The organism is Flavobacterium sp. UBA5153, assembly GCA_002413745.1.
In the GTDB taxonomy this organism is placed as follows: Bacteria; Bacteroidota; Bacteroidia; order Flavobacteriales; family Flavobacteriaceae; genus Flavobacterium.
In genome coordinates this window covers 103,389-117,825 of record DHXP01000062.1, presented here as the reverse complement: position 1 = coordinate 117,825, position 14,437 = coordinate 103,389, and the positions used below count along the sequence as shown (strand labels likewise).

Here is a 14,437-nt window from a genome sequence, read left to right as displayed (position 1 = left end):
CCTATCGTTCTGGTATAATGCCGCTGTATATTTCATTTAGTTCTCCCGATAGCTATCGGTATTATTGGACTAATTTGAAATAACTAGCGGTATTAATCGTCTGAAGTCCAATGTGGCTGGTTTTTATGTATCAAACTATATCAATCGTCCCAACCCAATTTACACATGCCAACATTACATTTCCCAAAAAATCAGATACCTTTTTGAGTTATTTTTTCGTGTCGCCAGATATACACAAAGTCCGTCATCATTAAACTTTTCCACATACCGATAGCAATTACGGCAATATTTTTTCGGTTTGGGATCGTCTTTTTGGTACATTTATGGTACTTCAAAAAGAAAAAATAATCTATGGCATTGATATGCACATGAATCTGAAATAGTACAATAAATTAAATAATTTATTGAAAATAGCATTCCAAAAACAATGCTCACCAGAAAACAACTAAAAACCTTAAAAAAAATTGCCATTTGGTAAAAAGTGATTATTATTTTTATTAATATTGGTACATAATTTGAAATCAAAATTTATTAATCATTAACAACCAATTTGAATTAATTTTCACGTGATGAAAAAGAGTAACCGCAAAGAATTGAACTGGGAACAAACAGAAAAACTTGTTACATTGGCTTTAGAGGAAAAAAATCCTTTTGAAATCATCAAAAAAGAATTTGGTTTAGCCGAAAAAGAGATTCTTGAAATCATGAAAAAAAAGATGCCCGCAGAAAAATTTGAAATGTGGAAAAAGAAAGCAACCGCAAATAAGCCGAAGCCAAAACCAGTTAAAATAGACGATTTCGACGAAGATTTGGATGGAAAATACTATATAAAAAACAAACTCGATTAATTATTAAACTCCTGAATTCAGGAGTTTTTTTATTTAAAAAATTCAGGAACATAAAACAATCTCTATCTGCCAATTACACCAAAATGGATTGCTAATACAGCCCATTTATAAAGTAATTATAAACTGTAACAATTTTAAACTTCTAAAGACTGATACTTAAAATATAAACCCTCGAAAATGAAAAAAATAATTTTTGCATTTGCATTTATAACAGTTCTTTGGAGCTGTAAAACCGCCAGTTCTTCGATTGCTGCTTCTACAAAAGAAGAAGTTCAAGTGACCATTAATCTGAATGAAATTAAGGACGACAAAGTTATGGTTACCGTCAAGTCCCCGAAAATTTATACGGATGAAATCACTTATCACTTTCCAAAAACAGTTCCAGGAACGTATTCAGAAGACAATTTCGGCAGATATATTGATGACCTTAAAGCTTTTGATAAAAAAGGAAACCTTCTGGATGTAAAAAAAACAGATGATAATTCCTGGTCAATTGCCAATGCAAAAACCTTGGATAAAATAACTTATTTAGTTAACGATACCTTTGATACTGAAACCGGAAAAGGTTTTGGTAATGACGACATTTTTTCGCCAACAGGTTCAAACATTGATGCAGGAAAAAATGTAATGCTTAACACGCATTGTTTTGTGGGATATTTTACAAATTATATGTCAATCCCATATCAAGTAACCATATCTCATCCAGCCACGCTTTGGGGTGCAACCTCAATGATTGATCAGGATACTTCTACCACAAACGATATTTTTGCAACTTCTCGTTATGCCGAATTGGTCGAAAATCCTATTATGTACTCCAAACCAGACTATACTACTTTTAATGTAAATGGAATGGACATTCAAATTGCAGTATATTCTCCTAACGGGAAATTGACTGCCGAAGATATTACTCCTGGAATGAAAAAGACGATGACGGCACAAAAAATGTTTTTGGGAAAATTTAATTCTACAAAAAAATACACCGTTCTAATATATCTTTCAACTATGACTGCCAATGACGCTAAAGGATTTGGCGCATTGGAACACCCTACGGCAACCACTGTTGTTATGCCCGAGATGATGGGAAAAGAGGCATTAGCCGAACAATTAAAAGATGTTGTTTCGCATGAGTTTTTCCATATCGTAACTCCTCTAACGATTCACTCCCAAGAAATTCAAAATTTCGACTACAATGCACCAAAAATGTCCGAACATTTATGGATGTATGAAGGCGTCACCGAATATTTTGCCAATCTTTTTCAAGTTAACCAAGGATTGATAACCGAAGAAGAATTTTATACCAGAATGGCAGAAAAAATTAAACAGGCAAATGCAATGAATGACACGATGCCATTTACCACCATGAGTGCCAATGTGCTGGTAAAACCCTACAAAGACCAATATTTAAACGTGTATCAAAAAGGGGCATTGATAGGAATGTGTCTGGATATTATTATCAGGGGAAAAAGTCACGGAGAAAGAGGAATTCTTGATTTAATGCAAAAACTATCAAACGAATATGGCGTTTCAAAAGCATTTAATGATGATGAACTTTTTGCAAAAATCACTGAATTGACTTATCCGGAAGTGGGCGAATTCTTGAAAACATACGTTTCAGGAACTACACCCATTCGTTATGAAACTTATTTGGCAAAAGTAGGCGTTACAAAATCGATTAAAAAAATGCCTGCCGATGTTTTCTTAAAAGGCAAAACAAGGTATATCACGGTAGATAGAGCAACCAAGGAAATCACTGTTGTTCCAAATATTGAATTAAACGAATTCTACACCAACCTTGGTATCAAAGGTGGTGATATTTTGATGGCTGTAAACGATAAGTCCTATTCTTTGAATAATATTTATGATTTGATTTCGGACAGCAAAAATTGGAAGGAAAATGATGCTATTACCGTGAAAATAAAACGTGATGGCAAAGAACAAATCATCAAAGGAACAATAAAACTTCCTTACGAGGAAAAAGAAAGTTTCGAAGCGACAGATGCGACAAAATCAGCACTGAAAGAAGCTTGGCTAAAAGCATAAACCTAATTATTATTTTAGAAAATCCCGATTTAAAATAGATTGGGATTTTTTATGAAATTCCAAGGGGACAACATCCAATATTTCCAACAATTTTCTTTATTTTGCAAAAAATATAACCACCGATGAAAAAATCAATTATTGCATTCGTTGCCCTTTCTCTATTGTCTTCTTGTAACAAAGAAGTATCAAAAACTAATTTACATCTTACCGGAAACATAAAAGGATTAAAAAAGGGAACTTTATATATTCAAAGAGTTGTCGACACCAGTCTTGTTGCTATAGACACAATAATCATTGATGGAAATTCGAAATTTGAAAGTGACTTGGAATTAAAATCACCCGAAATGCTTTATTTATTTCTGGACAGGGGCGTGAGCAATTCAAAAGACAACAATATATTGTTTTTTGCTGAAGCCGGAAACATCAACATAGACACCAATCTAGATTCTTATATTTCGAGCGCAAAAGTAACCGGCTCAAAAAATCAGGATTTATTCGAAGAATACAAAAAAATAAATTCTAGTTTCAATGATAAAAATCTTGACCTAATAGAACAAAAATTTAATGCCCTCAAAAACAAAAACGCAAGGATGGTAGACAGTTTAGGCACAATACAAGATTCTAATATAAAACGAAAATACCTATTCGCCACCAATTTTGCGATAAACAATAGAGACCATGAATTGGCTCCCTATATCGCCTTATCAGAGATTTATGACATCAATATTAAATATTTGGATACCATTCAAAAATCGATGACGCCAAAAGTGGCACAATCCCTTTATGGAAAAAAACTGACCCAATATATTGCAAAAATTAAAAACCAAAAATAAATCGCTCAGAAATAGTATTTTGAATTGATTTTAGAAATAAAAAACCGTCTTGTTTTTTTGTAACAAGACGGTTTTTTACTCATCCAATCATTTATTTTTCTGACTACCCGTTGGCAAATAATAAAGCCAACTGAAGCCTATCAAAAATAAAACCAATGAAGCGATAAAAGCAGGTATAAGTATCTCTCTATTATTCTCTAAAGCATTATTCAATGAGGCATATAACAACCAAATTTGAAGACTCACATTTAGAATTAAAATAAATATAAGTGTGGAAAGAATATTGTTTAATTTATTTGGGTTGGCTTGGTTTTGACTCGTTCTAAAATTACTCATGATTTTTGAATTTTATTTTTTTAACTGCTGTTTAACTCACTTCTGCTTTGAATGCTTTTACATAAATGCCTTCCTTTTTAAAAACGACATCCAGCCTAGGTAAAGCTCTGGGTGGTGGTCCCGCAAGCACATCTCCAGTCATGGCATCAAACGAACCTTCATGACACGGGCAATGAATGATTCCTGTACCTGGTTTGTAAAATACAGAGCAGGAAAGATGGGTACATTTTTGCTCATAAGCTTTGAATTCCCCATTTTCAAGATGGATAAGAATATATGGAATAGTACTTCCTTCTATGACAAACGCTCGTGTTCCGCCTACGGGAACTTCATCAATTTTACATACAAAGTGCTCTCCTTCCATCTCTTCTTTGGGCAGCAAATAGGCTTTGGCTGCCACCAAACCACTACCAACCATTAACCCTCCAGAAACCAGCGTTAAGAATTTTGCAAAATCACGACGGCTTACATTTGTGGCTTGTTGCTTTAGAATTGGAAAGTCTTTTTTCCAATTTTCATTTAAATTATCTTCTTTTGACATAGGTCTATTTTTAATAAATTATTAACTCACTACTGCCTTTAGGCATCATGATATTAACTTTGGTATTTACAATCTCTTTTCCGAATACGAACGTATTAACTGGGGAACTGTTTGGACGCATCTCTTCTATTTCTGCTCTGGTTCCATAAAACAAGGCACCACTTGGACAAACAGTTGCACACATTGGTTTTTTACCAACGCTGGTTCTGTCGTAACACATGGTACACTTCATCATCAAATCATATTCTTCCATTTTTTTTGGAACACCAAATGGACACGCCATGACACAATTTGAACAGCCAATGCATCTTTCGGTGTTGGCAGTATGCACAACACCAAACTCATCTTTTGAAATCGCATCCGCAGGGCAAACATTGGCGCAAACGGGATCATCACAGTGCATACATACTTGAACCGTGGTTTGAATAGTAGACGAACGATCCACATAATTGACATGTATCATAGAATCCTGCCCGTTGGTTTCACATTCGGCGCAAGCCATTTCACATGCTTTACAGCCAATGCATCGTTGCAGGTCTACAAAAAATTCCTCGTTTTTATTAAAACTGGTATAGTTCATTTTTATATTTTATGGTTAAACGCTGGCAAAAGCATCTGATTCATTAGATGGTGGCGCGATTTCTTTAAGAGGTTCTAACTGACAGGCACACACCTTAAATTCCGGAATTTTTGATATAGGATCTAATGTAGCGGGAGTTAATTGGTTAGCCGATTTTTTACCGGGCCAGTGATATGGTATAAAAACAGTATCTTCCCTAATTGTTTCCACAATATTGGCAGGAAAAATTGCTTCTCCTCTCCTGGTTGTTACACGAATCAACTCTCTTTGTTGAATGCCATATTGCTTTGCTAAATTAGGATGAATTTCTATAAGAGGTTCCCGATATTGGTCTACCAATTTACCAATTCTACGCGTTTGCGTTCCGCTTAAATACTGTGAAACCACGCGCCCTGTAGTTAATATTACGGGATACGCCGCGTCTGTCACTTCACCCGGAAGTTTGTATGGTGCCGGATTAAAATGCGCTCTACCATCTGGAGTAGCAAATTTTTTATCCTCCCATAGACGGGGAGTTCCAGGGTGATCGTCTGTTGGACATGGCCAAAAAACACCCATATTTTCTTCTATTTTCTTATAGGAAATTCCATTATAATCCGCCGTCCCTCCTTTTGAAGCGACACGCAATTCATTAAAAATGGATTCGCTGTCATCATACTTAAATTTATCTTCTTCACCCAATCTTTTGGCTAATTCCAGTATTATTGAGGTATCCGTTCTTGCTTCTCCTGGAGGCGTTACCGCTTGACGAATACGAATTACTCTTCCTTCAGCCGATGTGGTTGTCCCTTCCTCCTCTTCTTGCAAAGAACCGGCAAGTACAATATCGGCATGGCGTGCAGTTTCGTTTAAGAAAAAGTCGATACAGACATAAAACTCTAATTTATCCAGCGCTTCTCTAACATAATTACTATTAGGCAACGATACCAATGGATTGAAACAGATGGACAATAGTCCTTTAATTTCTCCTTTATGAATGGCTTCTATAATTTCATACGCAGAAAGCCCTTTACCAGGCATATCTTTTTCGTCAATTCCCCAAACATCAGCTATATATTTACGATGCACTGGGTTTTCTATATCACGATTTCCAGGTAATTGGTCACATTTATGACCGTGTTCCCTTCCTCCTTGTCCATTTCCTTGTCCAGTTATGGTACCATATCCACAATAAGGCCTTCCAATTCTGCCGGTTGCCAGAACTAAGTTGATACAACCCAAAACATTATCGACACCTTTAGAATGATGTTCTATTCCTCGGGCATGCAGCAAGAAACTGGTTTTGGCTTTACCCCATAACTCAGCCGCTTCTCTAATCTTTTCTTTTTTGATACCCGTAATTTCTTCTGCCCATTCTAAAGTATAGTCTTTTACGGCATCTATTGTTTCTTGAAAACCTGAGGTGTGATTGTCTATAAAATCATGATCCAACATATCGTGATCCATCAGATATTTGAGCATTGCCCCATATAATGCGGAATCCGTACCAGGTTTTACGTCCAAATGCAAATCGGCAGTTCGGGCTAACGGAATAATTCTAGGATCTATTACTATTAATTTTGCGCCTCGATCTCTCGCTTTCCATATCCAATGCGTCAGTGTTGGAAAGGTTTCACTAATATTGGCTCCTGCCACAATAATCACTTCGGCATATTCCAGATCCGAATAATTATTGGAAGCACGGTCTAACCCGAATGCTTTTTTATTTCCGGCTCCGGCACTTACCATGCATAGACGACCGTTGTAATCCAGATTTTTGGTTTTTAAAGCCACGCGGGCAAACTTCCCTACCAGATAACTTTTTTCATTAGACAGAGAAACTCCTGAAAGCATCGAAAAAGCATCTTTCCCGTATTTTTCCTGAATGCGTTTTATTTCTGAAACTGTTGTATCCATAGCCTCGTCCCAAGAAGTTGGCTTAAAACCTACTCCTTCCACTCTTTTTATAGGGTGCAGAAGACGATCTGGATGATTGTTTTGCAAGTAACGTTGCACTCCTTTTGGACAAAGGCGTCCTTCGTTGAAAGGAAATTCCTTCCAAGGTTCAAAACCTACCACTTTATTGCTTTTGACCAACAATTGGATTCCACACTGCATTCCACAAAAGCAACAATGGGTTTTGACAATTTCATCGGGTTCATCTCTTCCTTCATAACCCTCTTTTGGGCTATAATTTTTATGTGGCCCAAATTCTTGAATTATTTTTTCTGTTGATACAGGTAATTTTGCCATATTTAGGTGCTATTAAATCCTTTTTATATAATTATCCAAATAAATTTCCGCCCTCTTGTCTCGCTTTTAAGTGGGCTTGTGCCAAACGGGATCTTTTTCCCTCAGGACTCAAATCTAAATGAGAACCTCCATCTTCCATACTAAAATCGAAACCCAATTGTTTGGTAACTGTTTTGAGATCTTCAATGTGTAATTTTGTGGCGAATTCTTCACCCGTATGCTTGCAAACAGCCATTCCTTGTTTCATACCCTCTTTTTTATAAATATGGGCTCCAATTTGGGCTGGACGCTGAATAATGTGAAAAAACTTCCCAAACGGAATCCATATTAAAAACATGATTACCGTGACCGCGTGTACTACGGCTAGAAAATCAAAGGCGAACCCTTTCATAAACTGGTACGAATAGGTCAAACCTAGTCCTGTCACAGAAATGGCTATCAATAAAATAAGCGGCAACAAATCACCTTCAAATGATTGTGTGGCAATCAAACCCGGATTAGTCAATCGTCTTCTCAGATAATACAAAGAACCTAAAATGACCAAGTAAGAAGACCAATTTAGAGCGTGAAAAGTTAAAAATGCCATTATGGAATCCAGTTTGAAATCCAATATTTTAAATCCAAAAAAATGAGCTTCGTATACTGATATCGTATTGGGAGCCATCGTGAAATTAATCCATCCAAAGGTTAATGGAATAGTAATTAAAAAAGCCAAAGTACAACCCACCGCAATCATAAAATGCGCCACCCAACGGTATTTTCCTCTTGGATAAATAAATTTCTGAAAGGCGATGTTTTCTACAGTTTCTTTCGATGCAAACCAAAAATGAGAAAACACTTTTCCTGTAAATAAATAATAAATCCCTCTTTTAAAATAAATCCAAGTTGGAGGTCTTTGCAACCAAACGGTATAGCGATATACAATACCAAAGAAGGCAAACACCGTCCCAAACAAGTAGGTAATTAAAGCGGCATCAAAATTTTGCAAATTCCTGGAGCCAAAAAATACGAGCACAATAGTGAGTATCGATGCAAAAGTGGCTATAAGTAAGGCTTTGGTATTATAAGTGCTGTTTTTCATTCCATATAAAATTTAATTGATGTTGGTTAACTTGGTCTTTCACATCCTTTACGGTTATAGAACCACCAATTGATTGCGGTAGCTAATATAGCAAAAATAATCAACCCAATGAAGAATTGATTTGCGCCACCATTAATTGTAATATTTTTCCCTATTAATGTTGCGAAAATAAACGGTCCAAATGCTGCTATTGCTGCAGTCCAACCAATTACACCGGCAGCTTGGCGTTGATTATCGGAAAATATAATAGGAAATTGTCTAAAAGTTCCTGCGTTTCCAACTCCTGTAAAGAAAAACATAGATAAAATAACCCCTACAAAAAGCGGAAATTGATCCATACTTGTTGGTGAAACCAAACCTTGAGTTACCAAAATAATAGCTCCTGATAAAATTCCGATTCCGGTAATCGTCGTCAATATAGCTCCTCCAATTTTATCAGCCACAAAACCGAACAACACCCTACTTGCAGAACCAATCAGTGGACCATAGAAAGCGTACACCAATGGATCTGGGGCATCCGCAAAATCGCCATACAAATATTTGATCATCAAAGGGAAAGCCGCAGACAAACCTGCAAATGTTCCAAAAGTCATCAAATAGGTGATGGTGCAATACCAAGTATGTTTGTTTTTAAAGATATCCATTTGCTCTTTTACAGAAGCCTTCATGGGGATGCTTTTTAAAAACAACCAACTAACAAGTGCCAAACCCAAAAGAAATGCAGTGTACCAAAAGGCAGCAGATTGAATGTAGATGTTTATATTTTTAACCGCCTCATTTTTGGGGCTAATTTTGTTCAATATTTTTTCGGCCAACTTAGGATTGGTATTTGCAATTGCTTTTGATTTCTCTTTTAGTGGTAATGCAGTGAAAATTTCGTGATTTTCTTTCGAATGTGTTGTTGCAGAAACCGAATCCAATACCTGCTTCTTTACTGTTTCCAAAATTGTATTTTGTGTTTTGGTATCCAAAGCTGCAAAAACTTCTTTTTGTTTTTCAACTGTTGAATCTTTAAGAACAATCTGTGTTTCTTTAGCATCGATACTAGTAAACACAGACGAAGCCCCGTAAATACTAACACTCAAAATAAGTGGCGTAACAAACTGAGCCAAACTAACCCCAAAATTCCCAATCCCTGCCTGAATTCCTAAAGCCGTACCTTTCAATCTTTTTGGAAAAAACAAACTCGTACTAGGCATAAAGGATGAAAAATCACCTCCACCAAAACCTGTAGCAAATGCCAAAAGAACAAACACCCAAAATGGAGTATCGGTATCCATTACCGCAAATCCAACTCCAATTGCAGGAATTAATTTAAGTAAAGTTGCCACGGTTACTACATGTCTTGTCCCGAAAATAGGCAGAATAAAGGTGTGAATAATTCTTAAAAATCCTGCAGCCAATCCGGGTATAGCTACCAACCAAAAAAGTTGATCTTTAGAAAACGGAAAACCGAGTCCTGGTAATTTTACCGCAATAACACTCATCATGAACCATGAGGAAAAAGACATTATTAATGACAATGTTGTAATTATCAATGTTCTCCAAGCTATTTTACTGCCTTTTTCATTCCAGAATTTTTCATCTTCCGGTTCCCATTTTTCAAGCCAAGTTTTCATATTTAGTTGTTTAAAGTTAAATTATATATTGAAAATATTTTTTAGTGATTGTGTTCTATGTCTCTTGTGAAACCAGGAGATTTTTCTCTCATAATTTTAATAATTGTACTATGCATCCATATCATACAAATGGAAGAGACAACAAAAACAAACAGCCATGAACTTGTCCAAAGTCCGGTGAAATCCAGGAGATAACTAAAAATTATTGGCCCGAAAAAACCACCTAAACCCCCAATCAATCCCACCATACCGCCTACAACACCCACTTCATTTGGGAAATAATCGGGTATGTGTTTGTATACTGCTGCTTTACCTATTCCCCACGACATTCCAATAAGAATAACCAGAATAATATAAACCCACATATTCGCCGAAAATTTGATCTGGGTGATGCCTTTTGCCAATAGTTCTTTCTTGTTCACTACTTGATTTTCTTTCACTATAATTTCTTGCCATGAGGTTTTAACGGGCAAGATGTTTTCATCTGTAACAACTACACTAACCTTTGGTTTAATTTTATAATTTTTATTGTTCAAAATAACTTCAGAAGAAGTTACTGCTGTAACAACACCACTATTAGCTGCCAAAACACCAGGCCCAGCTGTAGTTACCTCCATTTTAGGGAACATCAACAGGAAACTGATTACCATTGTCGAACCTAAAACCCAGTACATTATTTTTCTGGCTCCAAATTTATCCGATAAATAGCCCCCAAAAGCTCTAATAACTCCAGAAGGCAAACTAAACATGGTGGCAAACATACCGCCCATGACCAATGTGGTATGATATACATTCACAAAGTTGGGTAATAACCATTGAGAATAGGCCACAAAACAACCGAATACCAAGAAGTAGTAGGCACCAAATCTCCAAACTCTTGCTGATTTTAATGGAGACAAAAGCATCGTTACGTTTTTTGAATCTCCCAGCGGTTTTTTGTTTTTAGCGAATATTATAAAGATTACACCAATGACCACCAAAACAATAGCATAGGTTATCGGCAACATTTTCCAACCATTTACGGGGTCACTTTTAGAGAAGTTGTTTAATAAGGTAGGCGCCAAAAAAGTTGTAATTGCGGCACCTGCATTTCCCATACCAAATATACCCAAAGCCCTTCCCTGCCAATCCTTTGGATACCAAACAGAGGTATAGCCAATACCAACGGCAAAACTGGTTCCTACCAACCCAAAAAGAAAACTCAACACCGCAAAACTCCAAAACGAATTAGCAAAAGGAAGAAGAAAAAGCGGAATGGAACAAAGCAGTAACAAGGTAGAGAACACAATTTTTCCACCAAATTTATCGGTCAAAATCCCAATTGGAAGTCGGAATATGGCTCCCGATAATATAGGGATCCCGAGCAACCAGCCCACTTCCACCACACTCCAATTGAATATGCCCCTATCTACAAGAAAGGTAACTAAAACCCCATTTAAAGTCCAACAGGCAAAACATACTGTAAACGCAAGCGTATTTAGAAATAGTATTTTGTGTGATTGAGATAAATTGCTCATAAAATATTGATTTTATTAATGGTGCAAAGTTAAAACGCGAGTCTTTTTTATAATATGATATATATCAGGTAAATGACAGTAAATTTATTTTGAATACTATTGTGATTTTTTTGTGATTGATGTCCATAAATCCGAAATAAAGCAATAAACCAAGACAATATGAAGAGTGAGTATAGTAATTTATTTATTTTTTACAAATTAAAATAATTCAAGCGCAAGTAATCGAAAAGTTTAAGTTTGAAGAGGGTAGAAGACCTTTTAGGGTTACTGAATTTTAGCATGAAAGTTAAAAACTCAATGGGAAGTTCTTTTTAGGGGAGTAGTGTCCTTGAAATGGCTAATTCAAAAAAGTGGTATATCGATTAGCCATAATTTGTAAAAAAATTAGTTCTCAGAAATGATTTATAAAAAACCATTCCCAAGCTGCTTTAATAAAACATCAACCGCCAATTTTGATCATGCTGCGGTTTTGGGAAAACAATTTTGGATTTTGAAATTTAGCATCATCGTCCATACCGCCTCTCATGGCGTGTTTGGATTTCATATTTTGAAAAATGAGGGGTTCTATGGATTCCCCTGCCCGCAAGGTTTGAAGTAACGATGTTTCTGAATTCGAAAACAGACAGTTTTTCAATTTGCCATCAGCGGTTAATCGAATGCGGTTACATGTACTACAAAATGGGTTGGTTACCGAACTGATGACCGAAAAACTCCCCTTGTAAGATTCTATTTTATGATTTTTGGCCGTATCATTGGATCTGTCTTGCAATCGGACAACTTTTTGAGAAGAATGAAAAGCTGTTGCCTGCGTCATAATTTCAGCATAACTCACGAGCTTAGACTTATTCCATTGATTGCCGTCAAAAGGCATGAATTCTATAAATCGAACCTGAATGTCCCGTTCTTTTGTCAGTTCAATAAAATCTATTATTTCATTGTCATTAAAACCTTTTATAACCACAACATTCAACTTCACCTGAAACCCATTGACGTGAAGCAACTCGATATTTTCCCATAATTTATCAAAATAATTTCTACGGGTAATTTGATTGAATTTGTCTTTTTGCAAACTATCGATACTCATGTTTAACGTGGTTATCCCGGCTTCTTTGAACGTGTCGATAAAGTCATGCACCAAAATCCCGTTGGTGGTCAGGCTGAGTTCCACTCCCAGTTTTCCAAGTCGAGAGATAATGGCTGCAGCATCTTTTCTGACCAAAGGCTCTCCGCCCGTTAACCTGATTTTTGTTACACCCAGGTTTACAAAAGTTTTTGCTATGGTAACAATTTCATCTGCCGTCATTAAATGGGCTCTTGGAGTCAAGGCAATTCCTTCTGCCGGCATACAATAGGTACATCTCAAATTACAATGTTCTGTAATGGAAATGCGCAAATAATCATGCCCTCTTCCGTGAGAATCCTGCAAAAGAATGGTGTTATTTTCCATGGTTGAATCCATTTAAAATTTTAAATAAATGCAATATCGATGGAAAAACAGCATCCATAGATTCGCTTGCTCCTGCGGTAGAACCCGGCAAGGCCATAATCAACGTATTTCCTTTGAAACCAATCACGCTTCTGGACAACATGGCATAAGGCGTTCTATCTTGCCCATAAGAACGAATGGCTTCTTCGATACCCGGAATACGACGGTCTAACAGCGGAATTACCGCTTCGGGAGTTACGTCTCGATTTGACAATCCGGTTCCGCCAGTAATGATGAGCAAATCTATTTTTTGGGCACACAACTTATTTATTGTGTTCTGAATAGCTGTTACCTCGTCCGGAATAATGATATAATTCGAAACGCTTAACCCTAAATTATTGATTTTATCCGAGATCACTTTTCCCGCTCTATCTTCTTTTTTTCCGCTGGAAACACTGTCCGAACACACCATTACAGCCACCAAAAGGTCTTGGACTTCTTTGTTCCCATAATCTGATTTTCCTCCTTTTTTATGGAGTAACTTTATGTTTGATATTTCCACCTTCTTGTCAATTGGTTTCAGCATATCGTACATCGTCAATGCCACTATGGATGCGCCATGCATGGCCTCGACCTCAACACCCGTCCTGTAAATTGCTTTTACGGTAACTTCGATTCGAACTTCCTCCTCCAAACATTCAAACTGGATTCCGGTATATTCTATTGGCATCGGATGACAATCCGGAATAGCATTTGAGGTGTTTTTTACGGCAAATAAACCGGCAGTTCTGGAGACTTCCAACACATCCCCTTTTGGGACGGTTTTATTTCGAATGGCCTCCATCGTTTCTGGCGAGCCCACTTTTACAATAGCTTGGGCCGTGGCTGTGCGTTGTGTGATGATTTTGTGCGTGATGTCTACCATTTTATGTGTTTTTTTTCCAAGTATAGGATTCGTCTTCAAACAATTCTTTTCCAAAAATGGGGGCTTTTTCTTTTATTTCTTCTACCAAAAACTGCAAAGCTTCGTACACCGATTTTCTGCGTGGCGCCGATACAAAAACAAACAGACAGATTTCGCCTGTTTTTACCAACCCAACGCTGTGATAAATATGCAAACACGATAGCTCATATTTTGCAAAAGCAGCTTCCCGAATTTCGTATAAACTTTGTTCTGCCATTTCTTCATAAGCCGTATATTCTATCGCGGTCACTGGTTTTCCTTCGATGACATCGGCACGAACCTGACCCAAAAATATATTATGTGCTCCGATAGTGGTTTTACTTTGGTGTTTGGCTATGGAGTTTCCTATGAAATCCGCTGCTATTGCCCCTTGAATAAAGGAACTTTTTTTGGGTTTGGGAGTTGGCATATTTTGTATGG

Annotated in this window: 13 protein-coding genes; 3 read left to right on the top strand and 10 right to left on the bottom strand. The window is 36.7% G+C overall.

Translation table 11 applies throughout. The annotated features are described in order from the left end of the window. The first annotated feature begins 569 nt into the window (after nt 1–569). The 3 genes from B2145_RS12705 to B2145_RS12695 all read left to right on the top strand — a co-directional run bounded on the left by B2145_RS12705 (nt 570) and on the right by B2145_RS12695 (nt 3,721). Nucleotides 570–848 (top strand): DUF2805 domain-containing protein, encoded by a 279-nt coding sequence (locus B2145_RS12705; protein ID WP_291102867.1) that lies wholly within the window; start codon nt 570–572, stop codon nt 846–848. 177 nt (nt 849–1,025) lie between these two features. Further along, on the top strand, nt 1,026–2,888 hold the full coding sequence (locus B2145_RS12700) for a peptidase M61 (RefSeq protein ID WP_291102864.1): 1,863 nt from the start codon (nt 1,026–1,028) through the stop codon (nt 2,886–2,888). Nucleotides 2,889–3,010: 122 nt separating this feature from the next. Beyond that, nucleotides 3,011–3,721 carry a DUF4369 domain-containing protein gene (locus B2145_RS12695; RefSeq protein ID WP_291102861.1) on the top strand — a complete coding sequence of 237 codons (711 nt, stop codon included), beginning with the start codon at nt 3,011–3,013 and terminating at the stop codon, nt 3,719–3,721. Between the two features lie 87 nt (nt 3,722–3,808). Here the strand turns inward: B2145_RS12695 and B2145_RS12690 are convergent, their stop codons facing one another. The 10 genes from B2145_RS12690 to B2145_RS12645 all read right to left on the bottom strand — a co-directional run bounded on the left by B2145_RS12690 (nt 3,809) and on the right by B2145_RS12645 (nt 14,426). Beyond that, the gene (locus tag B2145_RS12690; protein WP_291102858.1) at nt 3,809–4,057 is read right to left on the bottom strand and encodes a DUF6755 family protein; all 249 of its coding nucleotides are present in this window, start codon (nt 4,055–4,057) and stop codon (nt 3,809–3,811) included. 31 nt (nt 4,058–4,088) lie between these two features. Next, on the bottom strand, nt 4,089–4,598 hold the full coding sequence (locus B2145_RS12685) for a Rieske (2Fe-2S) protein (RefSeq protein WP_291102855.1): 510 nt from the start codon (nt 4,596–4,598) through the stop codon (nt 4,089–4,091). 10 nt (nt 4,599–4,608) lie between these two features. Next, the gene (locus tag B2145_RS12680) at nt 4,609–5,178 is read right to left on the bottom strand and encodes a 4Fe-4S dicluster domain-containing protein (RefSeq protein WP_291102852.1); all 570 of its coding nucleotides are present in this window, start codon (nt 5,176–5,178) and stop codon (nt 4,609–4,611) included. A 15-nt stretch (nt 5,179–5,193) separates the two neighbouring features. After that, on the bottom strand, nt 5,194–7,410 hold the full coding sequence (locus tag B2145_RS12675) for a molybdopterin oxidoreductase family protein (protein ID WP_291102849.1): 2,217 nt from the start codon (nt 7,408–7,410) through the stop codon (nt 5,194–5,196). Between the two features lie 31 nt (nt 7,411–7,441). Then, complete coding sequence (locus B2145_RS12670) at nt 7,442–8,491, bottom strand: MFS transporter (RefSeq protein WP_291102846.1); 1,050 nt, start codon at nt 8,489–8,491, stop codon at nt 7,442–7,444. A 26-nt stretch (nt 8,492–8,517) separates the two neighbouring features. Next, a complete protein-coding gene (locus B2145_RS12665) occupies nt 8,518–10,110 on the bottom strand; it encodes an MFS transporter (protein WP_291102843.1) in 1,593 nt (530 codons plus the stop codon). Nucleotides 10,111–10,151: 41 nt separating this feature from the next. Continuing rightward, nucleotides 10,152–11,627, bottom strand: a complete 1,476-nt coding sequence (locus B2145_RS12660) for an MFS transporter (protein ID WP_291102840.1) — start codon at nt 11,625–11,627, stop codon at nt 10,152–10,154. A 439-nt stretch (nt 11,628–12,066) separates the two neighbouring features. Then, complete coding sequence (gene moaA, locus B2145_RS12655; protein WP_291102837.1) at nt 12,067–13,074, bottom strand: GTP 3',8-cyclase MoaA; 1,008 nt, start codon at nt 13,072–13,074, stop codon at nt 12,067–12,069. Beyond that, a complete protein-coding gene (moaCB, locus tag B2145_RS12650) occupies nt 13,064–13,978 on the bottom strand; it encodes a bifunctional molybdenum cofactor biosynthesis protein MoaC/MoaB (RefSeq protein ID WP_291102834.1) in 915 nt (304 codons plus the stop codon). Before moaCB ends, moaA begins: the two co-directional genes overlap by 11 nt. A 1-nt stretch (nt 13,979) precedes the next feature. Next, a complete protein-coding gene (locus B2145_RS12645; RefSeq protein WP_291102830.1) occupies nt 13,980–14,426 on the bottom strand; it encodes a molybdenum cofactor biosynthesis protein MoaE in 447 nt (148 codons plus the stop codon). Nucleotides 14,427–14,437 lie beyond the last annotated feature (11 nt).